Below are 25,064 nucleotides of genomic sequence, written 5' to 3'. Positions count from 1 at the left end.
TGATTCATGATTTTGCAAGGTGTGGTAACCTTGAAAAATCATGAATCGTCGTTTTTTGTAAATTAATTCTGTAATGCCGTTGACCCTTACCTGAATGTACTGTTGAGTAATGCTCTCGTCATGTTCAGTGTCTCGGTGTCAGCACGACATCGTCGGCAAGGCACTCCGCTCCAGCATCTCCGTCGGCATAGAAGCCTACCACGGCGCGGTTCCCGCTTATTTTTATATTGTCAATGGATATGGTCGTCCATTCTTTGGCCGACGGTTTTATCTTGCGCTCGGTCTTGCGGCCTCCGCTCTCGGCATACATTGTCAGCCGTGAGAAGCGGCCTGTGCGGCGCACCTTTGCGCTGAGTGTATATATGCCGTCGGGCAGTGGCACGTATGGAGACGACTCGACCACCTGCGAAACACGGCGTGTGAAAGCCTCGCCGTCGCTGATACATAGGCTGAACTCGCCTGTCACGTGGCGTCGGTCGTCGCGACTGTTGGGGTGGTTGAGTTTCGGCGACAGACTGTCGTCTACAGCCACGTCACGGCCTTTGATTATCTCTGTGTCCCAGCCGAGCAGATGTTCCTGCCGCGGTTTCACTGGATTGGGTATCCGTCGGCGGTCGGCGTCGAAACTGCCGTTTCGCACATAATTGTTGTCGGAGTTAACCCGCCATTCTCCCGTAGTTTCGTTCAGAGACCATGAGGACAGCGAATTGAAGTAGGGCTTGCCGGCGTTGTCGAACGACAGAGGCACCCACTGGTTGTAGCCGAGGCCGTTGCCGGCGAAGCACGCCCACCGGTCACCGCAGTAAATTACGGTCTCCTGCTTCGTGCCCCGCACGGTATAGAAGAATCCCGTCTGCGACACGTGTGCGTAGTCGGCCTCGCATCCAGGCATTATCTGCATGTCGTTTGTCGGCGTGTAGGGGCCGCGTATGTCGTCGGCCATGAGGTAATAGGCGTAAGAGCCGTCCCAGCCGTATATGTTGGACGCGCACATGTAGTAACGACCCTTGTACTTGAACATGCAGTTGCCTTCACGGCTTGCCCCGTGGAATATCTTTGTGCAGTCAAGCAGGTCTATGCTGTCACCCCTTACGCCGATTTCAGATATGTAAATCTTGTTTCGCCCGCGTCCGTATGAGTAGACGAGGTAAGACCGGCCGGTGTCTTCATCGGTGAACACAGTTTGGTCGCCGGTATTCGGGGTTCCTATGGTGGCGGTCATGTCTCGCTTCCATTGCCAGCGGAAACGGCCGGCGGGAGTGGGGGATGTGGTGAACAGCACTCCGTTGCCGCACTGCACTATTAGCGAATAGCACCGCATGCTGTCTATATATGCCACGCCGAGCCGTCCGACCCACGACACATGTTCGTGGGCGGCAATCTCGTTTCTGTCGAGCACGTCGCCTTCATACTTCCAGTCGGTAAGGTTCGTCGAGCTGTAACATGTCACTCCGTCGAATACGGCGTGCTCGACAGTCACAGACGGGTCGGCCATGTACTCTTTCGACCCTCGGTAGCGCACGCCGTACCAATAGTACTTGTCTGTGCCAGTATCAGGGTCTTTGAAGCGGAATATTCCGCCGCCGTGACTGAACAGCGGACTGCCGTCGGTTGTGTGCCGGAAAGCGTCGTTGCGTATAGCCCCGAAACCATTGGCAGTGTCGTTCCATGTGGCTTGGGCAGCTGCGGTTATCACCGTCAGCGCAGCAAGCGGCACAAGGCATTTGAAGAATTTTTTGATCATGATTTATTGATTGTTTTAGTTGATGGCGCAAAGGTAGTAAAAAAAGTGTGACAATGCAAATGCAGGCATCTTCACGGCTTTCTTTTTAAGTACGTCAACCGTCTTTCGCAAAGCCATTCGGTTCCCTTTTTCGGATGATCTCATCGCCTCGTGAGGAGCAAAAAGTTTTCCGTGAAAATTATTTGCCGTATCGAATAAAGTAGTTATCTTTGTCGGTCGAAATCAATATCACCGTAATGGACAACAAGAAAACTTACAGTAACGACGAGGCTTTCGAGGCCTCAAAGAAATATTTTGGCGGCGACGAGCTTGCGGCCCGTGTGTGGGTGAACAAGTATGCCATGAAAGACAGCTTCGGAAACATATATGAGAAATCGCCCGAAGACATGCACCGCCGCATAGCCAATGAGATAGCAAGGATAGAACGGAAATACGCCGATCCGATGTCGGCACAGGAGATATTCGAGTTGCTCGACCACTTCAAGTATATAGTGCCTGCCGGAAGCCCTATGACGGGTATCGGAAACAATTATCAGGTGGCCTCGCTGAGCAACTGTTTCGTAATCGGTCTCGATGGCGATGCCGACTCGTATGGCGCCATAATGCGGATAGACGAGGAGCAGGTACAGTTGATGAAGCGTCGCGGCGGAGTGGGGCACGACCTTAGCCACATACGTCCGAAAGGGTCTCCGGTGAACAACTCGGCGCTCACTTCAACGGGTCTCGTGCCTTTCATGGAGCGTTACAGCAACTCGACACGTGAAGTGGCGCAGGACGGTAGGCGCGGCGCCTTGATGCTGTCGGTGAGCATAAAGCATCCTGACAGCGAGGCTTTCATTGACGCCAAGATGACCGAGGGCAAGGTGACGGGCGCCAACGTATCAGTCAAGATCGACGATGAATTCATGCAGGCGGCGGTAGACGGCAAACCGTATATGCAGAAGTTTCCGATAGACAGCGCCACACCCGACTACCAAAAAGAGATCGACGCCAAAGCGTTGTGGGAGAAAATAGTGCACAACGCATGGAAGAGTGCCGAGCCGGGAGTGCTCTTCTGGGATACGATATTGCGTGAGAGCATCCCCGACTGCTATGCCGACCTGGGGTTCCGCACGGTGTCTACAAACCCATGCGGAGAGATACCGCTATGTCCTTACGACTCGTGCAGGCTGCTGTCAATAAACCTGTATTCATACGTGCGCAATCCTTTCACCCCTGAGGCGAGTTTCGACTATGCGCTGTTTGCCAAGCACGTGGCTGCGGCGCAACGCATAATGGACGACATCGTAGACCTCGAATTGGAGAAGATAGACGCCATAATGGAAAAGATAGGATGCGATCCTCAGAACGAAGAGGTGAAAGGGGCCGAACTTTATCTTTGGGAAAAAATAAGGCGAAAGAGCGGTATGGGACGACGCACGGGTGTCGGAATAACGGCCGAGGGCGACATGCTGGCGGCTATGAACCTGCGCTATGGCACACAAGAGGCAACCGACTTCTCTGTCGATGTACACAGGCAGTTGGCCCTTTCGGCATACCGTTCGTCGGTAGACATGGCCAGGACACGCGGCGCTTTCGAAGTGTTCGACGCGGCAAGGGAAGCGGCAAATCCTTTCATCATGCGCCTGAAAGAGGCCGATCCGCAGTTATATGAAGACATGGTGAAATACGGTCGCCGGAACATTGCCTGCCTTACAATCGCACCAACCGGCACGACAAGCCTCATGACTCAGACCACAAGCGGTATAGAGCCGGTGTTCATGCCGGTATACAAGCGTCGCCGCAAGGTCAATCCGGGCGATGTGGACGTGCATGTGGATTTTGTGGACGAGGTAGGAGACTCGTTCGAGGAATACATCGTATACCATCATAAGTTCCTCACTTGGATGGAAGTGAACGGTCTTGACACGGCAAAGAGGTATACACAGGACGAGATAGACGAGCTTGTAGCCAAGTCGCCGTATTACAAGGCCACGGCAAATGATGTGGACTGGCTCATGAAAGTGCGCATGCAGGGCATGATACAGAAATGGGTGGACCACTCTATCAGCGTGACGGTAAACCTGCCCAATGACGTGGACGAGGCTCTTGTAAACCGTCTTTATGTGGAAGCATGGCGCTCGGGATGCAAAGGCTGCACGATATATCGTGACGGCAGCCGTGCGGGAGTAATGATTTCCGTATCCAAGAAAGACAAGAAGAAAGACGGGCATACAGCCGACGGAGACGCTAAGCCGTGCAAGCATCCTGAGGTTACCGAGGTAAGGCCGCGGACGCTTGAATGCGATGTGGTGCGCTTCCAGAATAATAAGGAGAAGTGGGTGGCGTTTGTCGGACTGCTCAACGGTTATCCGTATGAGATATTCACGGGATTGCAAGACGATGAGGAAGGTATAGTGTTGCCCAAGACCGTTACCAAAGGAAAGATTGTGAAGAGCGTAAGCGAGGACGGGCGCAAGCGTTATGACTTCCAGTTTGAAAATAAGCGGGGATACAAGACGACGGTAGAGGGACTTAGCGAGAAGTTCAATCCCGAGTACTGGAATTATGCCAAGCTTATCAGTGGAGTGCTCCGTTATCGTATGCCGATAGACCATGTCATAAAGCTTGTAGGCTCACTTCAGCTCAAAAGCGAAAGCATCAACACATGGAAAAACGGTGTTGAGCGCGCGCTTAAAAAGTATATCGTGGACGGTACGGAGGCAAAAGGACAGAAATGCCCGAATTGCGGACAGGAAACGCTGCTGTATCAGGAGGGCTGCCTGATATGCAAGAACTGCGGGGCATCGCGTTGCGGATAATGGTTTTTGGGATATTGGAATAACTGGAAGTTCGGTGCCGGTAGTGGGAGCGCCATTGATTAATAATGCCTTTATCCGGCATGTCCCACTACCGGCTCCGAACTTTCAGTTATTCCAATACTCCGCAAATCATTTTCAAACGAGTTTTTCTCATCACAGACACTTGATTACCGGTTATTGAAATCTCGTTTATAATCATAAGAATAATGAAATTGCAATCAAGTTATATTTATTTGAACGGTATCCGTTTTCATGCCAGTCACGGGGTGATGCCCCAGGAGAGGACGGTTGGGGCGGATTTTGTTGTCGATGTGCGTGTGGGATACGACATTACGCATGCCATGCTGACCGATGATGTGGATAATACCGTTAGTTATGCGGATGTGTTTGAAGTCGTGAAGCGCGAGATGAAGCGCCCGTCCGGATTGCTGGAACATGTCGCCGGACGTATCGGGAAGGCTCTTTTCGCCGAGTTTCCGGCATTGGCAAGTGTCGATTTGAGTGTCACAAAGTGCAATCCTCCTATGGGAGCCGACTGCCGTGGGGCGGGTGTGGAGGTGCATTTGACAAGGGACTAAGCGGTAACCCGCTGATTACAATATCTTTCCGATACAGAAAACTCCTGCGCCGGTAATCTGATTGATATACATTTAATAAATGATAAAACTATTTGATATATTTGAGTTTTTATCGGAAAATGTCTATTTTTGCACCAATTTATAGGCAGTATGTGCAAAAGAACAATTCTATCCTTATTGATTGCCATGTGTTTTTCGGTGGCCTGGGCTGCTGAGAAACGCTTTACCCTTGTCATAGATCCGGGGCACGGCGGACATGACACTGGGGCGCTGGGTACATACTCGAAAGAGAAAAACATCAACCTTAATGTCGCTCTGGCTTTCGGCAGGTACGTGGAGCGTAACTGTCCTGATGTCAAAGTTATATATACGCGCAAGACGGATGTGTTCGTAACTCTCCATGAACGGGCGAACATAGCCAACCGCAATAAGGCCGATCTGTTTGTGTCTGTGCATACGAATGCTCTGCCGAAAGGAAAGATAGCGCGTGGGTTGGAGACTTATACGCTCGGTATGCACCGGGCATCTGACAATTTTGACGTGGCTAAGCGCGAGAACTCGGTAATCTTGATAGAAAAAGACTATAAACAGCATTATGAGGGGTTTGATCCGCGTTCGTCGGAAAGTTATATAATGTTTGAGTTCATGCAAGACAGGAACATGGCACAGAGCGTAGACATGGCGAGATATGTCCAGCAGCGCACCTGTGCGGCGGCGGGAAGGCCCAATAAAGGTGTCAAGCAGGCTGGGTTCCTTGTATTGCGGGAGACATCGATGCCGGGTTGCTTGATAGAGTTGGGATTTATCACCACTCCCGAGGAAGAGAGATTTCTTAATACGGAGAACGGAATAGACGCTCTTGGAAGAGGCATATACAACGCTTTTCTGGATTATCGTAAGAAATATGATAAGTCGATAACCGTTCCTTACATGTCGGAAGCGCAGAAAAAGGCGGCCGAAGCGGATGAGGATAAGAAAGATGAGAAAAAGAAAAGCAAATCCAAAAAGAAGAATACGGATGCCGAGAGCATAGTGGCAGAATTGCGGGATGCCCGTGGCGGACATCTGCCTGATGCCCTCCGGACAGCGGCCGGCCGTGATGAGCAGGCGGAAGCGAGGAAAAATGACGCCGGGCAGAATTCGACAGTTGCGGCCGGACAGCATACAGGCAATACGAAACAGCAGGCAAACGGTGTAAAGCAAGCGGCTGGCACGACCGGAAAGCAAGACAATGCCGTACATGAAATAAGAATACGCACCACGGAGCAAAGCGCTGACGAGCCTATATTCAAGGTCCAGATACTTGCAAGTAACCGCAATCTGCGTCCCGACAGCCAGCAATTCAAGGGCGCTGAAAACATAGACTGTTACGAAGAGAACGGCATGTATAAGTATACTTGCGGAGCGTCGGCGGACTATAACGCCATATACCGCCTGAGGAAAGAACTTGTAGAGAAGTTTCCCGAGGCTTTCATCATAGCTTTCAAGGGCGGAAAGAAAGTGAATGTGGTCGAGGCGATACGTGAGTTTAAACAAAACAGAAATAAAAAACAGACGTTATGAAATTCTTTAATAAGGAAGTGCAGATAGCACTTGTGGCCATAGCTGGTATTGTGGTTCTTTTCTTCGGACTGCAATTCCTGAAAGGATTGAGCCTTTATTCAAACGAGGATACATATTATGTGGCATTCGATGACATCAGCGGTTTGTCTGCGTCGAGTCCCGTATATGCCGCAGGTTATAAGGTCGGTGTGGTGAAAGACATTATATACAATTATAATAAGACGGGCGAGATAATAGCCGTTGTGGGACTTGACAAGAACTTACGGCTGCCCAAAGGCTCGACAGCCGAGATAGAGAGTGACATGCTCGGTAATATTAAAGTGAACCTGATGCTTACCGGAAATCCGTTGGAGCACCTGGTCGTGGGCGACACTATCATCGGAAACAAGGATGCCGGAATGCTCGGACGTGCGGCGGCGATGATACCTACGGTGGAGAAGATGTTGCCGAAGCTCGACTCGATAATGGCCGGTCTGAATATGCTTCTGTACGATAAGGCGCTTTTAAATTCTATTCATAATGTGGATCAGATAACCTCGGAACTTATGGTTACCACCAGGGAGACCAACAGGCTGATGGCCGGTCTGAATAGAAACGTACCCGGAATGATGGAAAAAGCAAATAAAGTGCTCGACAATACGGACAAACTGACCGAACAATTGACAGCCGTAGACGTTGCCTCAACCATGGCAAAGGTTGATGCCACGCTCGCAAATGTGCATGATCTTACGGAGAAGATGAACAGCGACGAGGGTACTTTCGGGTTGCTCATGCGTGATCCGGAGCTTTATAATAATCTGACGGCCACCATGCGCGATGCCGATTCATTGATGATAGATCTCAAACAGCATCCCAAGCGATACGTACATTTCTCCGTATTCGGACGGAAAGCCAAATAAGGATTGCCTGATTTTTATTTCGTCTAAATTGTATGAAGACGCATGTCATGATGTTCCGGATTATGCGGAATGTATTGTGAATATGGGTTTTAAGTCTGAAAAGCCATTGAAAGCACTTTAAATGTCTTTTGATGGTTTTATGATTTTAAACGACTGAGACACAGTGGGTTGGTGGTAAGTGTCCTTATTTAGACATGAAAAATGGCTGGTTTACACTTAATGTGCCGTGGATAAGTGACTTACGTGTTGCCGGACATGTAAAGTTCGAAACTTAAAATTTGTCTATTTCGGAAAAAAAAGCGAAATTTGCATTCGCTAATAATGATGTAATCCTTATCGGATTATATAATAACGATAAATATACTCTGATGGTAAATAAGCATAAGATGCTCTGGGACAAGTGCCTTACACTGATTAAGGAGAATGTCACGGAGCAGCAGTTCAACACTTGGTTTCAACCGATAGTCTTCGAGTCTTACTCCGTTGAGGCACGGACGCTGTTGGTTCAGGTACCGAGTCAATATGTTTATGAGTACTTGGAGCAATATTATATAGGTCTTCTGGGCAAGGTTCTGACACATTGTTTCGGCACAAGCGTTAAGTTGCGTTATCGCATAGTGGTGGACAAGGCCCACAATATAGCCCAGGAGGTGGAGGCGGAAGAGCCTGCCGAGATCAGTGCTCCGCAGGCTACGGCACGTAGCGGTGAGGCAGCGAGGACGGCAAATGCCGCTGTTTCGCAGGAACTTAATCCGCAGTTGAACACTCGTCAGACTTTTAATAACTATATAGAGGGTGAGAGCAACAAGTTGCCGCGCACGGTGGGACTTTCCATTGCGGAGCATCCGGGGAAGTCTACATTCAATCCTTTCTTCATATACGGACCTTCGGGATGTGGGAAAACCCATCTTGTCAATGCCATCGGTGTGCGCTGTAAGGAAATGTATCCTGCCAAGCGCGTGCTTTATGTAAGCGCAAGGCTTTTTCAGGTGCAGTATACCGACTCCACACGGCAGAACACCACGAACGACTTTATCAATTTCTATCAGTCTATCGACGTGCTCATCGTCGATGATATACAGGAGTGGGCGACGGCTCCGAAGACTCTCGACACTTTTTTCCATATCTTCAATCATCTTTTCCGCAACGGAAAGCAGATAATACTGGCAAGCGACCGCCCGCCGGTAGAGTTGCAGGGAATGAAAGACCGGTTGCTTACCAGGTTCAGTTGCGGACTCATTGCCGAGCTTGAAAAGCCCAACGTGCAGTTATGCATAGACATTCTGAAATCGAAATGCCGCCGCGATGGTCTTAAAATCCCTGATAATGTAATCGGATTTATAGCCGAGACGGCCAATGGCAGCGTGCGTGATCTCGAAGGGGTTATTAACTCGCTGATGGCTTATTCGGTGGTATACAACTGCAATATAGACATGCACTTGGCCGAGCGGGTCATCAAACGTGCCGTGAAGGTAGACAACCGCCCTCTTACCGTGGATGATATTCTTGAAAAAGTGTGTACTCACTATAACGTGACTCAACAGAACGTGTTTAGCCGCAGCCGTAAGCGCGACTATGTGACAGTGCGTCAGGTGTCGATGTATTTCGCTCAGAAATACACCAAGATGCCGGCCTCTCGCATAGGGCAGCTTATCGGCAATCGCGATCACTCTACCGTAATCCACAGTTGTTCCACTGTTGAGCAGCGTTTAAAGGTGGATAAAGCCTTTGTGGAGGAACTTAACAGTATCGAAAACTCGTTCCGTTTGAAGAAGTGAGCGGCAAGTCGCTGATGGTTAAGTCATGATAATAGTGAGTAAGGCGTTATGGTAGCCGATTGGCGGTTTTTAAGCAATCGTTCGGAGAACGGTAAGTGAATAAGCGGAAAGGAATATAACTTTAAGGGCTTTTATATATAATGAGAACTCCATGCGTAGTGCCTGTTCGGCATGAAGCATGGAGTTCTTGTTTTATGTCGTCTTTACAGTTTCACGTTGAATACCGCGCCGGCCATTATCCATGCGCCTGGTTGCGGAATGTTGCCATAGTCAACGTAAGACTTGTCGAATACATTGTTGGCCTCTACGTAAAGCTTGTATCCCGAGGCGTGCCACGACAGGCGCGTGTCGACGATGGAGTACGGGCTGTATGATAGCACCGTTCCGGCAGCGTCTGCGTATGTTCCGGTGCGTTCCTGAAAGCGGTAGTACACTCCGAGCCGTAGCGATGGCAGTATGTCGGCGTGCATCGATGCCACCACCTTGTGTCGCAGATATTCGAGCGAGTACTTGCTCTGTATGTTCGCTTGCTCGTCTTTCGACTGGTCTATGTAGCTGTATGCCACGTTGAATGACCTCAGGACACGCTGTCCTGGCATGAGCCGTGCCAAGTCGACACGTACAGATGCTGACATGCCTACGGCGTTCACTTCAGTGAAGTTCACTGATTCCCATGGGGCGTCAGGGCCAAGGTCAGTGTGCCGTATCCAGTCGATGAGGTTTGTGCAGTGGTTGTAATATACGTTTGCGCTTGCCGTCACGCAGCGTCCTCCGTATTTGACACCCGCCTCGAATGCCGACATTTCTTCCGGTTTCAGATATTTGTCAGCCTTGTATCCCTCTTGCGTGTAGTAGAGTTCTGTCACCGACGGCATGCGCAGCGACGTGTTCCACGAGGCATATACTTTCCAGTCGTGCCCTATCCGGTAACTTGCGTCGATGCCCGGGTATACGCGCATGTTCATGTTGTTCCATGAGTTTTTCGCCGCCACGAGTCCGGCAGAAAGTGTGAAACGTCTGAGCAGGATGTTGTGTTCGACCACAAAACTGATGTTAGTCCTGTTCAGTCCGCCGGTATAGTCGCGGTCTGTGCCGTGTATGTGGTGCGGCTTGTCTAGAGGCTCGCCCAGCGATGTGCTGATTACGTCCTCATTGCGCAGCTCTGCACCGATGGCCGTGCGTCCCAGTGCCCAGTCGAAATAACTGTTGATGTTCACTCCGAATACATCGGAGCGGTGATAGTTGAACTTCGATTTTTCAGGTGCGTTGCGGAACAGCTCGAACCGGTCGGCCGTGCGGTTCCAGTATATGGACGGTTTTATTCTGAAACGTCCTCTGCGGTTCTCGGCCTGAATGGCTGTGAATGTCTTGGTGACGTGCTCGAACTGGTCGTCCCACTTCACGCCGTAGAACGTGTTTGAGCCGAAATCTTTCGTGCTTATTCCTGCGTGCCATTTCACGATCATGTCGTCATCGGTATAGTTGCCCTGATAGAAACTCTTGCCGCCACTGAAGTCGGCGTTCAGTCCTCCGGCCTTGTTGCGGCTATATCCGTCACTGCGGGTATATCCTCCCGATAGCTGGTTGTTCCATTTGCCTCGTGCAATGTTTGCTCTCGCTCCCGCAGCCGCATAACCATACGACCCCGCTTCCGCATGGGCGTCGATGCTGCTGCGTGCCGGTGTTTTGGTGATGATGTTTATTGCTCCGAGTAGTGATGATGTGCCATATACACGTCCGGCGGGTCCTTCGAGAACTTCTATCCGTTCGATTTCACTAATGTCAACCGGGAAATCGAAAGTGTTATGGCCTGTCTGCGGGTCGCAGATGTTGATGCCGTTGAGCAGTATTGTGATCTGCTCGTTGTTGCTGCCCCTGAGGCTGATGTCCGTCTGCGCTCCAATCGGTCCGCGCTGCCTGACGTCCGCTCCCACGGCGTATTTCAGCAAGTCGTTAATACTTTGTACCGGAGCCTGCGCGATCTCGTCGCGTTCCAGTACGGTTACCATTCTCGCTGCCTGGCTTCTTGTCAGCGGCGCCCTCGATCCGGTGATGTTCACCTCTTCGAGCGACAGTTCCCTGTCGGTACGCACCGCGGTGGTATCGGCTGTCACAGGCTCGACGCTCACTCCGTCGGCCTTTGCGTGCGACAGTGTGACAACGCTGAGTGTACCGATGAGCACCTCGCGACCCAAGCTGGCAAAGAGAGAGTATCCTTTGTGTCCGAAACGGTGGAACTTGAACACATCCCTCTTGTTTGAGTTTGTCTTGTACATAAAGTTAATAAATGATGTTAATAAAAACCGCAGGATTTTACCTTGCGGGCGGCAAAGATAGCAATAAAAATGAAAAAAAGACAGTTTGACAGAAAAATATTTATCATGGTTTGGGTGTAGGGTTGTTATTTCTCTTATTGGAAATATACATCAGAGAAATATTTCGTTACAGGCATTGTAGCGATACATATCCCTATGCATATTTTCTGTCGTCAACCGTTTTTAGTCGCATTATTTTGCTACCTTTGCATCCGTTATGAGCATAGTTTCTTTTGTCAAGAAATGGACTTTACCCGTTTCAATATGCGTTGGCACGGTATTTTATCTGCTTTTTTCTAACGTGGAGCTGCTTGAACCTGTTGGCTACACCGTCGGGCCGGTTTTGGTTGATACGCTGCCTTACGGTATGTTTCTTATCCTTTATGTCACGTTCTGTAAGATACAACTCCGTGACATGAAGCCGCGGCCGTGGCATTTGTGGCTCCAGATAGCCCGTGTAGCCATTTCTGTAGCTCTCGTGTGGCTCATCACGTCTGTCGACGATGAGGGTCTGAAACTCGTTCTCGAAGGCGCTTTCGTCTGTGTGGTATGTCCCACGGCCGCCGCTGCCGCGGTAGTGACCGAGAAACTTGGTGGCAGCATAGCCTCGCTGACGATTTTCACTATCATCGACAATCTCGTCACATCGCTCATCATCCCCGTTCTTTTCCCTTTTGTCGAGAAAGAGGCGCACATACCTTTCGTGGCCACGTCGCTGCTTGTATTGCGCAATGTGGCTTCGGTGCTTGTGGCACCGTTGGTGCTTGCCGTGCTCACCCGTAAATTTCTGCCCCGTCTCAACGAACGCATCTGCCGCACGAGAAACTTCGGTTTCTATATGTGGTGCTTTAATCTGGCTGTAGTCACCGGACTTACGGTGCACAACATTCTCTATTCTTCGGTGACAGGTGTCGTACTCGTGGGTCTTCTTGCCTTGCCGCTTGTGGTCGCTCTTGTGCTTTTCTCGCTCGGCAAGGGAGTAGGACGGCCATACGGCGACAATATCAGTGCAGGTCAGGCGCTCGGCCAGAAAAATACTGTGGTGGCGATATGGCTCACTGTCACGTTTCTCAATCCTCTCGCGGCCGTTGCTCCGGGAGCATACGTGATTTGGCAGAATATGGTGAACGCATGGCAACTGTGGTATAAAGAGAAGTACGGCCGTGTGAAGTGGTGACAGTCTTGAGAACCGGTATACCGGTATGCAGAGATTTGCGAAGCCAATGTTTGCCCGTATGGCTTGTGTGGCGGAAATATAAGTGATGAGTGAATACGTCTGCATAGACAAATCGTCATAATGAAAGGGGAAAACGGAAATATTGAGGATAAAATGTTAAAAAACAGCAAAAGGTTATTAATTTAGCTATTTTGTCGTAAGTTTGTACATTAAACTATAATTATTACTACTGATATGAAAAGATTCAGACATTTAGGATTAGCCTTGTTGGCTGTGTTGCCTATGGGTGCCGGCGCTCAGAACACACCGGTCAGCCAGATGGAAAAGCTCAACCGCGGACTGGTGGTCGTGCCGGCAAGCAGCGGTAACGGCCGTTTCGTCAGTTGGCGAATGCTCGGGACTGACAACGACTCCACCGTTTTTGAGGTACTTTGCGACGGACAGTCGCTGAAAAAGAATATCACCGGAACAACGTCGATAGTCGATCCTGTGGGGTATGCGAACAGCAAGTATCAGGTTGTGACATATCAACAGGGAGGGGTGAGAGACACCACGGAGGCTGTTACGTCGTGGGGAGACATTTACCGTTCGTTGCCGCTTGACAAACCGGCAGACGGGAAATCGCCCGACGGACAGACATACAGCTACACTCCCAACGATTGCAGCGTGGGAGACGTGGATGGCGATGGAAACTATGAGATAATATTGAAGTGGGATCCGTCCAACTCGCAGGACAATTCCAAGAGCGGATACACCGGAAACGTATTTCTCGACTGCTATAAACTCGACGGTAAGAAACTGTGGCGGATAGATCTTGGAACTAATATCCGTGCCGGAGCACATTACACCCAGTTTCTCGTATATGACTTCGATGGTGACGGCAAGGCCGAGCTTGTGTGCAAGACAGCTCCCGGAAGCATTGACGGGACGGGCACATACGTAAATCAGGTTGCCACGGAAGACGAGATAAAGAGTGCCGACAATTCAAAAGACCATCGCACCTCGGCAGGACGGATCAATAGCGGGCAGGAGTATCTCACTGTGTTCGACGGCCTTACAGGAGCGGCGATACATACCATATTCTATAACCCTAACCGCAACGCGCAGTATGGAGGAGACAAGCCCGGATCGTTCAACTGGGACGATCGGAGCGGCAAGACCGATAACGGATCGTACGGAAACCGCGGAGAACGCTATCTTGCCACGGTGGCATATCTCGACGGTCCGGACAAGAACCCGAGTGCCGTTATGTGCCGCGGATATTATACATACGCATTTCTTTGGGCCGTTGATTTCGACGGCGAGCGCCTGAAGCAGAAATGGCTGCATTACTCCAAGTCGCAGACGACGGTCGAACTGACGGATGCCGACGGAAAGAAGGAGACTTTTACCTATAATACGAATACCCGTGGGGGAGCCGGAAGCAAGACGGCTTATGGCAATGGAAACCATAATATCTCTTGTTCCGATGTCGATGGCGACGGATGCGACGAGATAATATGGGGCTCTTGCGCCATAGACAACGACGGAAAGCTGCTCTATGCCACCGGCTATGGACATGGAGACGCTATACATCTGAGCGACCTGATACCCGATCGTCCGGGGCTTGAGGTGTTCCAGGTACATGAAGGCAGTCCCTACGGATGGGATTTGCACGATGCCGCAACGGGAGAGATTATATGGAGCGCTACCTCCGGCGGAGATAACGGCCGCGGAATAGCTGCCGATATAGATGCTGACAACCGTGGTTTCGAGTTCAGCTCGGCCGCAGACAGGTCGCAGCGTAGTGCCGTGACCGGGCAGGCAATCAGCGATAAGGGAACTTCCATTAACTTCCGTGCCTACTGGGATGGCGACCTGCAAGACGAACTTCTCGACGGAAACCAGATGGACAAGTGGACCGGTAACGGCACAAGCCGCATATACCCGAAGTCGGGAAAGAATTTCTATGACATCGCTCACTCGTCTACATGCAACGGATCCAAGAAAACTCCAAACCTGCTTGCCGACATTCTTGGCGACTGGCGCGAGGAACTGATACTGTGGGATGGCAGCGACGCGGCTCATCTGAACATCTTCACTACAAACGTTGAGACGAAGTTCCGTGTTCCCACGCTGATGCACGACCATACGTATCGCATGGGTATAACATGGCAGAACACGGCATACAACCAGCCTCCTCACCTCGGATACTACCTGCCCGACATGTTCCTCACACGCTATACTCTTGCGGGCGACGGTGCGATGGAACAGAACGTGAGTCTCGGCGACAGCATCGTGCCCGTCGTTATCAATTACAAGAACTGCACTACGCCCAGTCTTTACCTGTCGATAAATCCCGACGGGACGGAGGTTCCTGGCAAGGTGATGGACGGTTTCAAGTTCACACGTACCATAAAAGAGCAGAAACTGGTACTCGAAGGCAAGCCGTCGGCCGTCGGCACGTATGAGTTTGTGATAAAGAGCGGTTCAAATGTAGTGGACAAGTCCACACGTTTCGATACCATCCGTGTCACATGTATGGACAAGAACGGTATTGACGGCATCGTAGCCGGTCAAAATGAAGAGTGGGTAAGTTTGAGGAGCGGCAGCTCGATGGCGGATAATATAGTGCTGGGCTTCAATCTTAAGAGACCTCAGAACGTCGAGATAGGCATATATGCCATCACCGGTGCAAAGGTATATGGCGTCAATCACTTTGCCGGCAACAATGCTCCGCTGCAGATAATGGGTCTCGGACGGCTTGCCGGAGGTGCGTATATACTCAAGGTAAAATCTTCTGAGGGTACATTCTCACGTAAGATGATGAAAAGATAGTTCGTGGCTTACGACTGTTCATCGTGTCGTCGGCAGTGAGTTTCCGTCATTGTAGCGATATATGGCGTTTTTACGAGCCGTTGACCGTAATTTTGTACGATAGTCACAGTTTTTGTACGATATTCCCATATTCCTTGATTTGCAAAGTCGTAATTTTGCGTTTGAAAATCAAGAAATATGGGAATAACTTTTAAACATCTACTGACTGTTGCACTCATGGCCGTTGCCATTGGTGCCAATGCACGCGAAACTTACAATTTCAATTCCGAATGGAGAATTGAAAAGCAGAAGAAGACCGTGACTCTGCCGCATGCCTGGAATGAGAATGAGGCATATAAAGTGTATATCAACAAGATGAGCGATTCCGTTATATGGTATCGCAAGACATTTGTTCTGCCGAAAAATGCCGAGGGACGTCGTGTGTTTATCGAGTTCGAGGGAGCCCGCCAGGCCGCCGAGGTGTTTGTGAACGGTAAGAATGTGGGTCTGCACGAAAATGGGGTGATGGCCTTCGGCTTCGACCTCACGCCGTATGTCAAGAGAGGCAGGAATCTGATAGAGGTGCGTACGGACAACGATTGGCACTATCATGAGCGTGCCACGAAGTCGGGTTTCCAATGGAACAACAATAATTTCAACTCAAATTACGGCGGATTGCCCAAGAACGTGAAGCTCCACATCACCGATAATGTGTATCAGACGCTGCCGCTTTACAGTAATTTGAAGACAACCGGTATATATGTATATGCCAAAGACCATGATATTCAGGGACGTCAGGCCACTGTTTTCGTAGAGAGCGAGGTGCGCAATGAGACCGATGCGCCTGTAACCAGGCGTTTGCAGGTTTCTCTTACCGAGATGGATGGCCGTGAGGTGTGTGGTTTCAGCAGTGAGCCTGTGGTTATTCCGGCACATGGTACCGCCGTGCTTAAAGCGCAATCCCGTGCTTACGGCCTGCATTTTTGGAGTTGGGGATACGGATATTTATATAAGGTAAAGACTTGTTTGGTGGATAATTGGGTTTATCCAGGTATTGAGGATGGAGGATTGAGGATGGAGAATGGCGGCGTGAAAGGTTCGGGAAGACAGATTGCCGGCAAGTCTCAATCCTCAGCCTCCGGTCCTCGGTACACGGGAAGGACCTCCTCTTCTCCTCTCGTCACCGATGAGGTGACTACCGTTACGGGCTTCCGCAAGACCGAGTTCAAGAACGGAATGTTCTATTTGAACGACCGTGTGATGATGGTGCATGGCTATGCTCAGCGCACAAGCAACGAATGGCCGGGCGTGGGAATGTCTGTTCCTGCATGGCTCAGCGACTACTCTAACGATCTCATGGTCAAGAGCGGCGGCAATGTGGTGCGCTGGATGCACGTCACCCCGTGGAAACAGGATGTCGAGTCGTGCGACCGTGTTGGCCTGATACAGGCCATGCCGGCCGGCGATGCCGAGAAAGATGTCGACGGCCGTCGCTGGGAACAGCGCGAAGAGCTTATGCGCGATGCCATAATATACAACCGCAACAATCCGAGTATCATATTCTATGAGTGCGGAAACCAGCGCATATCCGCCGGGCACATGGTAGCCATGAAGGCGATACGAGACAAGTATGACCCCAACGGAGGCCGTGCGATAGGCAGCCGTGAGATGCTTGACCGGCCGGAGGCCGAGTATGGCGGCGAGATGCTTTATGTGAACAAGAGCGACACCAAGCCGATGTGGATGATGGAATATTGCCGTGACGAAGCCTTGCGCTGGTATTGGAACTCTTGGAGCTACCCGTATCACAAGGAAGGCGACGGCCCTCTGTACCGCAACGCACCCGCAGACGCGTATAATCATAATCAGGATGAGTTTGCCCGTGAGCTTGTCAACCGCTGGTATGAATACTGGTTGGAGCGTCCCGGTAGTGGAACTAAAGTCAATTCGGGCGGTGTGAAGATTGTGTTCAGCGATACACAGACCCACGGACGCTCTGCCGATAACTACCGTGTGAGCGGAGTTGTAGACCCTATGCGCGTTCCCAAGGATGCGTTTTACGCCCATCAGGTGATGTGGGACGGTTGGGTAGACGACCTGAAACCGAGAACACACATCGTCGGACACTGGAATTACACGCAGGGTGAGGTGGTACCTACTGTCTATGTGGTGTCTACGAGCGACAGTGTCACGCTCTCGCAGGGTGGCTGTACTATCACCGCCGACGAGCACAAGTACCGCTTCCTGCATATTTTCAAGAACGTGAAGTATACAGACGGTAAGCTGACGGCCACCGCGATGGACAGGAACGGACATACAGAGTCGGTATGCTCGCTCGAGACGGCGGGCGAACCGGCGAGCATAAAGCTCACCGCCATTGAAAATCCCACGGGATGGAAAGCCGACGGCCACGACCTCGCTCTTGTTCAGGTGGAGATTGTCGACAGGCAGGGACGCCGCTGTCCGCTCGATAACCGCCTCGTGAAATTCAGCCTGAGCGGTCCTGCCGAGTGGCGGGGCGGTGTGGCGAAAGGCAAGGACAATCATGTGTTCTGCGACACATTGCCCGTAGAGTGCGGTGTAAACCGTGTGATGCTGCGCTCTCTTACCAAAGCCGGCAACGTCGCGCTGACGGCCAAAGCCGAGGGAATGGCCGATGCCAAGATCACTTTCACCACGCATCCCGTTGCCGTCGAGGGCGGACTTGCCACCTATATGCCGTCAGACGGACTCAAATGTGTGCTCGACCGCGGCGAGACACCGTCTGCACCGTCGTTCCGTCAGTGGCGCCGTGGTGTGGCGATAGAGTCGGCCCGTGCCGGAAGCGGAAACGACCCGCGCCTCAGCTACGATACGTTTGAGAACACCTCGTGGGATAGCGGCAACAAGCTCGACGAGGCATGGATTACCTATACGCTTGCCGAGAACACACGGATAGACGATATCTGCATCAAGATGAAAGGATTCCGGGCCACGACTTACCCGATAGCGGTTTACGCAGGCGATGTCAAGGTGTGGGAGGGCTGGACGCCAAAGTCGCTCAGCTACATCCACATACCGCTCAAAGACGCTCCCGTATCGAATGTATACACAATCCGCTCGCTTGGTTCGAGCACCACGAAAGACGCTTTCGGGGCGGTGCAGGAACTTGACAGCAAGAACAATGAGAAGAAGCAACGCGGCAACAACGCCTTGAAGATAATCGAGATAGAGTTTCTTAAAAACCTCTGATAAGCGGTTTGATATGTTATAAACGGATATAAAAAAACTACGCGCCGCCATACGTATGGCGGCGCGTAGTTTTTTTGTTTATGCCCTAAATGACACTTTGCTTATACAAGCGAGGCTTATATCACAGTGTCGTATCTATCGCTTTTATGGTGCCGTCGGCGTTAAACTCCATTTTGTCTATGCACACTTCACGGTTGTAACCGGCCGACCATCCCAATTTTATGGCCTCCGGACGTGCGAACCGGTGATATACTATCCGCCAGTCGTCCGAGTCTGGCAGTCGCAGTATGGAATGATGCCCTGTGCCGAAAATGCCTTTTGCCGGGTTTTGGCTCAGTATCACTGTGCGTTCCTGCCGTGCCGGCTTGCCGCCGCGTGTGAACTCGGTGGGAGAGTCGCTGATAAGATAGCGTACGCGGTAGTTGGCACTGCGTGTGTCGTTCTCCGACCACATGAAGTAGTACACCCCGTTGCGCTCAAACACGTATGTACCCTCGTTGTAGTTGTATCTCGCTTTGTCCTTGCGGTCTATCAGGACCTTGGTAGACACGATGCTCTTCATGTCCTTGCCCAGTTCCGATACGGCGAGAAAACCGTTGCCCCAATAGAGGTAATACCTTCCCGTCTTAGGGTCTTGAAACACGTCGGGGTCTATCACCTGTCCGCCCTTCATGCCCTCGGGCCTGCTGTCGAGCAGCGGCTTGCCCAGCGCGTCGCGGAACGGCCCGGTAGGATTGTCGGCCTCCGCCACGCCTATCTTGCCCTCTGCCGTGAAGTAATAGTAATACTTAAACTTCCTCTTTCCTTTCTTGTGTTCTATGATGCACGGCGCCCAGAGGCATTTGTTTGCCCATGCGCAGTCCTTTTCGAGGTCGAAGATTACGCCCTCGTCCGTCCAGTTCTTCAAGTCGTCCGACGAGTATGCCTTCGCATCGTGGTTTTGCCAGCCCTCCTTACCGTCCGTCGTGGGGTACAGATAGTACTTGCCTGTCTTCTCGCTATACATTATCTCGGGATCGGCAAACAGCCCCGGTATCACCGGATTTTCCACGTTCGGTGCCACGTGCTTGCTTTGCAGCCCGTCCGACCAGGCCTGCAACCGGTCGTATTCATCTTTCGTCAGTCTCATGAACGATCCGTGCTGCGGGCCGTTCACACCCTCTATGTCCTGCGGATTGCTGAAATTGCGCATGTATTTGTCGGCCTTGCAGATGCGGTAGCGTTTCGGGTTAGACGAATATTCGATGTACCCGATGCGCCATGTCGAGTCGCCGGCGAGCTGGAACGCCGACACACCCTCGCATTTTTTCTTGCCCTCGAAGTCTATGTAGTCGTCAGCCACAGGCTCGCTCCACGGTCCGGTGAGCGCTTTTGCCGTGGCGGTGAACAGTCCGGGCTGTCCGCCCTCTTTCTTTATCATCATGTGGAACAGCCCGTCGGCTTCAAGATAGTTTATGTCGGCGTCTATCGTGGCATATCCCCAGTCGAACATCAGTCTCGGCTTTGTCAGCGTGGTGAAGCTCTCGTCGGCGTAAGAGTAGTACATACGGTCATATTTCTCCTCGGCCCTGTTCCACAACGAGTAGTAAATGAAGTATCCGCCCCGTCGCCCGTCGCCCCACTCATACGTAGGGTCCCAGAATATTTGCGGAGCCCACACACGGTTTACCGTGCTCCAGTCCTTGTACACGTCCGGTGAGTCGGGGTCGCTGAATATGCCCGGGCCTTTGCGGAAGTCGAAAGTCACCGACTTCCAGTTAATCATGTCGTCGCTCGTCAGCAGGTCTATTCCGTAGTTGTCCCACTTCTTGCTCTTCGCCACGCACATGTCTGTCGTCACCATCAGATAGCCTGTGCCGTCGTGCTTGCGGCAGATGTAGGCGTCGCGTGTGCCGCCCTCTATGCGTGCGTGCTCTGACGGCGGGAACACCGGGTCGCCGTTTATCAGGTCGTGGAAGTGCAGGCCGTCGCGGCTCAGGGCGTATGCCGTCCACTCTCCGCGTCCGCTCATGTGGCAGTACAGATAGCCGTAGTCTCCCTTTTGCAGGTTTTGCGCCGGGAGCATAAGTGGAGACATTGCCGCCGCGAGCGCCATGCCCCACTGTCTTATCAGTCTTTTCATTGTCAGTTGGTATTTAATTGTTTTATGTTATTTAGTGGATATCCTGCCGGCAGCCGGTGAAGAAAGTGCCGTTTATTGCAGAGTCAAACTCAAAAGCTATGTCTTTATGAGCATACGTTTCGCCATATCGCCCTTTTCTCACAACAAGCCCTATCTATCGCATTTGTGCGTTCAATCCATTCTGAAGCACTAAGTACAAAAGAAGGCAAACCCGCACTTTTTCTAAAGTGGTCAAATCCGGCCACTTTAAAATCCGGATTGCGAATCACTTCCCAAGTCCCGGGAAATTCAATGGTATGGCGATTTCTTATCCGGTTCTTGATTATATCTGCAGACCGACTGTCTCCATCTTTGGCAGAAGCCCTATCTGTGAGAGAGATATAATCCTGTTCTTCCCATTGTAGAGCTGTTATTCGGGTATTTTGAACCGTTATCTTTGCCATTGGGGCTATGCTTTGGTTTTCAGCCGTAAAGGTAGCTATAATTCACGAGATTATCTCTTTCCAGATGAATAATTTACAAAGATGGGAAATAAAAATCCGATAGCAGATATTGTCTTTTCCGAGGATTGTTATACTTTTGCATAAGAAAGAGTTATTTGACAGCATAGCACCGCAAATCGTTGAAAATCGCACGGCCGCCAATTCGTTACCTCTGTCCCTCAAATACTCCGTTAAATGCTAATTCTTCATACCGTTATATTAAACTGTTCATAATCCTAAGAATAACAAAAGTTTTTTCCCTGTAAACATAATGTCACGTATTTAACACATTCTTTTTTGTTGAAATAGAATTTCGTATGCGATACATGTCGCGATATGAAATGCGATAGAGTGGTTTTTGTCAGTCGATAATCTTGTCTTTTTCTTGCGTCGGGACGCTTGTCGGAGTCCGTTTGGTTGCTAATCGCGTTGCGTTTAGATACTCGTTAGCCTCCGTTTAGCGTCTAAACGCGAGGCAACGGGACGCTAAACGGAAAAAATCTGTCGGGTAGGCGATGTGGATTTGGTAAGGGAAATTATTGTGGCGGGCGTATTGGGTTGATACATTGGAGATTACGTAAAAACCGCTCATAATACGCTTATTTTCGGCCTTCGGCTTTTTATTTTCAAACGGGCAGGTTTTTACAGACACTTTTGTAAATATTATTGATTATATTTAACAGATAGCCGCCAATGCTTAAAAAAGATTAACCACAGGTATAAAAAACACCTTTTTACACATTATTATATATATAATCCCTATATTTGTGGTTGTTAAACCGTATTGTTTACATATATGATGACTCGTTATATGGCTGTCATTGCCGTGCCGCTGCTTGCCATGCTTTGGCCAGTGCGGTTGTCGGCGTCGGAAAAGCTCGATGCCATACGCAGGGCGTTGGAGCGGTCGTCGGTGAGCCGATTGCAGGAAAAAGTGTACGTGCATACCGACAATATGTGCTATTTCATAGGCGACACGCTTTGGTATAAGGCGTATGTGGTGGGCGCGGGAGATCTCCGCCCCACTGACATGAGCCGCATACTTTATGTTGAACTGCTCACGCCCGACGGTATTGTGGCCGAGCGTCAGAGCGTCATCGTCAGCCCCGACGGATTTACCTGCGGTAATTTCGCTATTAAAGACTCGCTATATTCCGGATATTACGAACTCAGGGCATACACCCGGTGGATGCTCAATTTCAACGTGACGGAGCACAGATACACGAAAGACGACGCACACTATTTCTATAACAACAGGATGGCGGCCGACTATTTCCGTCATTGGGAGGGGCTTTACTCCCGTGTGTTTCCCGTATACGAGCGTCCCGACTCGGCCGGCGACTATGCTTTCAAGCGGATGTACAGTCGTCATAAACAACGTATATCATCAGCATCGAAGCCGGCATTGAAAGCCGTGTTTTTTCCTGAGGGCGGCACTATGACTGTCGGCGTGCCCTGTCGTGTGGCTTTCGAACTTACAGACGAGCAGGGAGCCGCTGTCGACATACAGGGTAAACTGACTGGCGATGGAATCAGCCCGACGGAGATTTCCACCACATACATGGGGCGCGGCGTGTTTTCCGTCACTCCTGCGGTCGGTCGCCTCAGAGCGTCTTTCTCGTGGCAGGGACGCGACTACTCGTTTGCCCTGCCAGCCGCTGAGCCGGCCGGAGTGTCACTCCGCCTGTCGGGGCGCGGTGTCGAGATCTCCTCTTCCGGCATGCCTGCCGGCGAATACGGGCTGTCTGTGCTTTGCCGAGGCGTGTTGCGCCATTTCACCACCTTTACCCTTGGTGCCTCGGAGCATGCCTCCCTGACGCTGCCCGACAGCCTGCCGGCCGGTGTGAACGACGTGACGCTGTTCGACGGGAGCGGCCGCATACTCGCCGACCGTCTTTTCTTCGTCCGTCCGGCCGATGGGCAGACAGTGCGTGTGGCTGTGGATGGAAATATCAAAGCGACATATTCACAATATGAGGAAATCACGCTCGACCTTGTTTGCGACCGGACGGCAGGCGGGGCGCCGATGTCCGTGTCCGTGCGGGACGCCGGTACCGACGAGCCAACGTACGACAACGGAAACATAATGACCGATCTCCTGCTTGGAAGCGAGTTGCGCGGGTTTGTGGCCGATCCTTCATATTATTTTGCCGAGGCCACTCCCGAGCGCGACGCGGCTCTCGACCTTCTCATGATGGTGCAGGGCTGGCGGCGGTATAAGTGGAGCGAATATGCCGATACGGTGTTCCGGCCGTTGCGTTATACACCTGAAAAAACACTCACAGTGGAAGGTAGCGCGCACAAGTCTCTCGCTGTTTACGACGTGGAGAACGGAGAGGCGAGGAATTGGAGGTACGGACAGTTTAATGTGGGCATAGCCACCGATACCGCCGTGGGCGTGCAGAATGAGAATTTCGAACTGGGCGACATATCGCAGGTGAACGGGCATCTGGGGGTGAACCATCCCGACTTGAAAAAAGAAGTACTGGTGGAGGCCGAGATAATATTCGGTACCGAGGTGCTCGGCGGCACGCAACTGACGCACGACGGCGGACGTTATCTCTTTGAGATACCGCCATACTACGGCGAGGCGATATTGAAGATGAAAGCCTATAAGGAGAAAGACTCGCTGAGGCAGAGCATGACATCGAGGAAAGTCAAGGGTATGATGGATGATACCGCCATGCCGGACTACTATGTGAAGCGAGATCTTTTTTACCCGATATATTCGGACAAGTACGACTATTACCGTACACACGCTCCTGAGAATTACGGTGGCGGGGCGATGCCTGACGGGTCGGGAGACTCTCTGCTGTCCATGGAGCGCGGCGTGCACATGCTCGGCAATGTCAGCGTGAGCGGTCGTCGGCGGGGCAGGCGTGGCATCGACTTCGAACAGCCGGCGTGCGTGACCGACGTATACGAACTGTACAACAACATCACTGACTACGGCCTGAGCTACGGGATGTTCGACAGGCGTATGTTCCCGGTGCAGGTGGCCCGTTTCCTCTACGGCAACATGGGGAGGCGGAACAGGTTTAACATCGACTCGCGGATAGACGGATATACCTATTTCAGAAGCTATGTTCCCGATATGGAAGATGCGGGAAAGGCATGGACAAACCGCAATGAGGACGCGCTGTTGGACGACCTCGGGTTGCGGCGGCTGCGAGAAGTGAGGATATACAGCGACTATGAGCCGCGCAATGAGGACATTCCGATCGAGCAAGACCGGTATAATGCCGACGTTACTGTCGAGATGGTGCCCTTTGCCGATGACGCGGTTCAGCCGGCATTCCGTGACCGGCACATCATATTGCCCGGTCTGAACGAACCGGCCGATTTCTATAATCCCGATTACAGCGTGACGCGTCCGGCTGAGCCTGCCGATTATCGCCGCACGCTCTACTGGAATCCCAATGCCCATGCCGATGCCGACGGGCGGTTGAGGTTGAGGCTTTTCAACAACGGCAAGACCTCGGCCTTAAAAATATCCGTGGCGGGAATAACCCCTGACGGACGGTTTATGGTATATTGGAAGTAGGTGTGTTTTTTGTTTTTTTGAAACTAAAAAATGA

Annotated in this window: 13 protein-coding genes and 1 pseudogene; 9 read left to right on the top strand and 5 right to left on the bottom strand. The window is 51.3% G+C overall.

Annotation, left to right across the window (positions count from 1 at the left end; all coding sequences use genetic code 11):
* Positions 1 to 124: 124 nt before the first annotated feature.
* Entirely contained in the window at positions 125 to 1,744 is a 1,620-nt protein-coding gene (locus HPS53_RS02430) for a family 43 glycosylhydrolase (RefSeq protein WP_172204120.1), read from the bottom strand.
* A gap of 236 nt (positions 1,745 to 1,980) precedes the next feature.
* On the opposite strand from HPS53_RS02430, the gene HPS53_RS02425 reads away from it, so the two are divergent.
* The 5 genes from HPS53_RS02425 to dnaA all read left to right on the top strand — a co-directional run bounded on the left by HPS53_RS02425 (position 1,981) and on the right by dnaA (position 9,363).
* Positions 1,981 to 4,545, top strand: a complete 2,565-nt coding sequence (locus HPS53_RS02425; protein WP_172204118.1) for an adenosylcobalamin-dependent ribonucleoside-diphosphate reductase — start codon at positions 1,981 to 1,983, stop codon at positions 4,543 to 4,545.
* A 206-nt stretch (positions 4,546 to 4,751) separates the two neighbouring features.
* Complete coding sequence (gene folB, locus HPS53_RS02420) at positions 4,752 to 5,123, top strand: dihydroneopterin aldolase (protein ID WP_172204116.1); 372 nt, start codon at positions 4,752 to 4,754, stop codon at positions 5,121 to 5,123.
* Positions 5,124 to 5,273: 150 nt separating this feature from the next.
* Positions 5,274 to 6,686, top strand: coding sequence for an N-acetylmuramoyl-L-alanine amidase (locus HPS53_RS02415; protein WP_104370227.1), 1,413 nt, complete (start codon positions 5,274 to 5,276; stop codon positions 6,684 to 6,686).
* On the top strand, positions 6,683 to 7,585 hold the full coding sequence (locus tag HPS53_RS02410; protein ID WP_172204114.1) for an MlaD family protein: 903 nt from the start codon (positions 6,683 to 6,685) through the stop codon (positions 7,583 to 7,585). The genes HPS53_RS02415 and HPS53_RS02410 overlap by 4 nt, the downstream gene beginning before the upstream one ends.
* A 368-nt stretch (positions 7,586 to 7,953) precedes the next feature.
* The gene (gene dnaA, locus HPS53_RS02405) at positions 7,954 to 9,363 is read left to right on the top strand and encodes a chromosomal replication initiator protein DnaA (protein ID WP_172204112.1); all 1,410 of its coding nucleotides are present in this window, start codon (positions 7,954 to 7,956) and stop codon (positions 9,361 to 9,363) included.
* 203 nt (positions 9,364 to 9,566) lie between these two features.
* On the opposite strand, the gene HPS53_RS02400 is transcribed toward dnaA, so the two are convergent.
* On the bottom strand, positions 9,567 to 11,639 hold the full coding sequence (locus HPS53_RS02400; RefSeq protein WP_104370225.1) for a TonB-dependent siderophore receptor: 2,073 nt from the start codon (positions 11,637 to 11,639) through the stop codon (positions 9,567 to 9,569).
* A gap of 256 nt (positions 11,640 to 11,895) precedes the next feature.
* Here HPS53_RS02400 and HPS53_RS02395 point away from each other — a divergent pair, with 256 nt between their 5' ends.
* From HPS53_RS02395 to HPS53_RS02380, 3 genes are all read left to right on the top strand, one after another.
* Positions 11,896 to 12,855, top strand: a complete 960-nt coding sequence (locus HPS53_RS02395) for a transporter (RefSeq protein ID WP_172204110.1) — start codon at positions 11,896 to 11,898, stop codon at positions 12,853 to 12,855.
* Between the two features lie 234 nt (positions 12,856 to 13,089).
* Positions 13,090 to 15,672: a T9SS type A sorting domain-containing protein gene (locus tag HPS53_RS02390; protein ID WP_172204108.1), complete on the top strand. Its 2,583-nt coding sequence runs from the start codon at positions 13,090 to 13,092 to the stop codon at positions 15,670 to 15,672.
* A gap of 177 nt (positions 15,673 to 15,849) precedes the next feature.
* Positions 15,850 to 18,882 (top strand): glycoside hydrolase family 2 protein, encoded by a 3,033-nt coding sequence (locus tag HPS53_RS02380; RefSeq protein ID WP_253942799.1) that lies wholly within the window; start codon positions 15,850 to 15,852, stop codon positions 18,880 to 18,882.
* A gap of 121 nt (positions 18,883 to 19,003) precedes the next feature.
* On the opposite strand, the gene HPS53_RS12570 is transcribed toward HPS53_RS02380, so the two are convergent.
* The 3 genes and pseudogenes from HPS53_RS12570 to HPS53_RS02370 form a co-directional block, all read right to left on the bottom strand.
* Positions 19,004 to 19,921: a family 43 glycosylhydrolase gene (locus HPS53_RS12570; protein ID WP_371741745.1), complete on the bottom strand. Its 918-nt coding sequence runs from the start codon at positions 19,919 to 19,921 to the stop codon at positions 19,004 to 19,006.
* A gap of 54 nt (positions 19,922 to 19,975) precedes the next feature.
* Positions 19,976 to 21,004 (bottom strand): annotated as a pseudogene (locus tag HPS53_RS12565) (glycoside hydrolase family 43 protein); the annotation flags it as partial.
* A gap of 104 nt (positions 21,005 to 21,108) precedes the next feature.
* The gene (locus HPS53_RS02370; protein WP_253942798.1) at positions 21,109 to 21,447 is read right to left on the bottom strand and encodes a hypothetical protein; all 339 of its coding nucleotides are present in this window, start codon (positions 21,445 to 21,447) and stop codon (positions 21,109 to 21,111) included.
* 835 nt (positions 21,448 to 22,282) lie between these two features.
* Here HPS53_RS02370 and HPS53_RS02365 point away from each other — a divergent pair.
* Positions 22,283 to 25,030 (top strand): hypothetical protein, encoded by a 2,748-nt coding sequence (locus tag HPS53_RS02365; RefSeq protein ID WP_172204104.1) that lies wholly within the window; start codon positions 22,283 to 22,285, stop codon positions 25,028 to 25,030.
* Positions 25,031 to 25,064: the final 34 nt, after the last annotated feature.

The sequence above is a fragment of the Prevotella sp. PTAC genome (assembly GCF_013166535.1).
Lineage (GTDB): Bacteria > Bacteroidota > Bacteroidia > Bacteroidales > Bacteroidaceae > Prevotella.
Note: the sequence above shows the minus strand (reverse complement) of the source record. Positions and strands in the feature narration are given on the sequence as shown.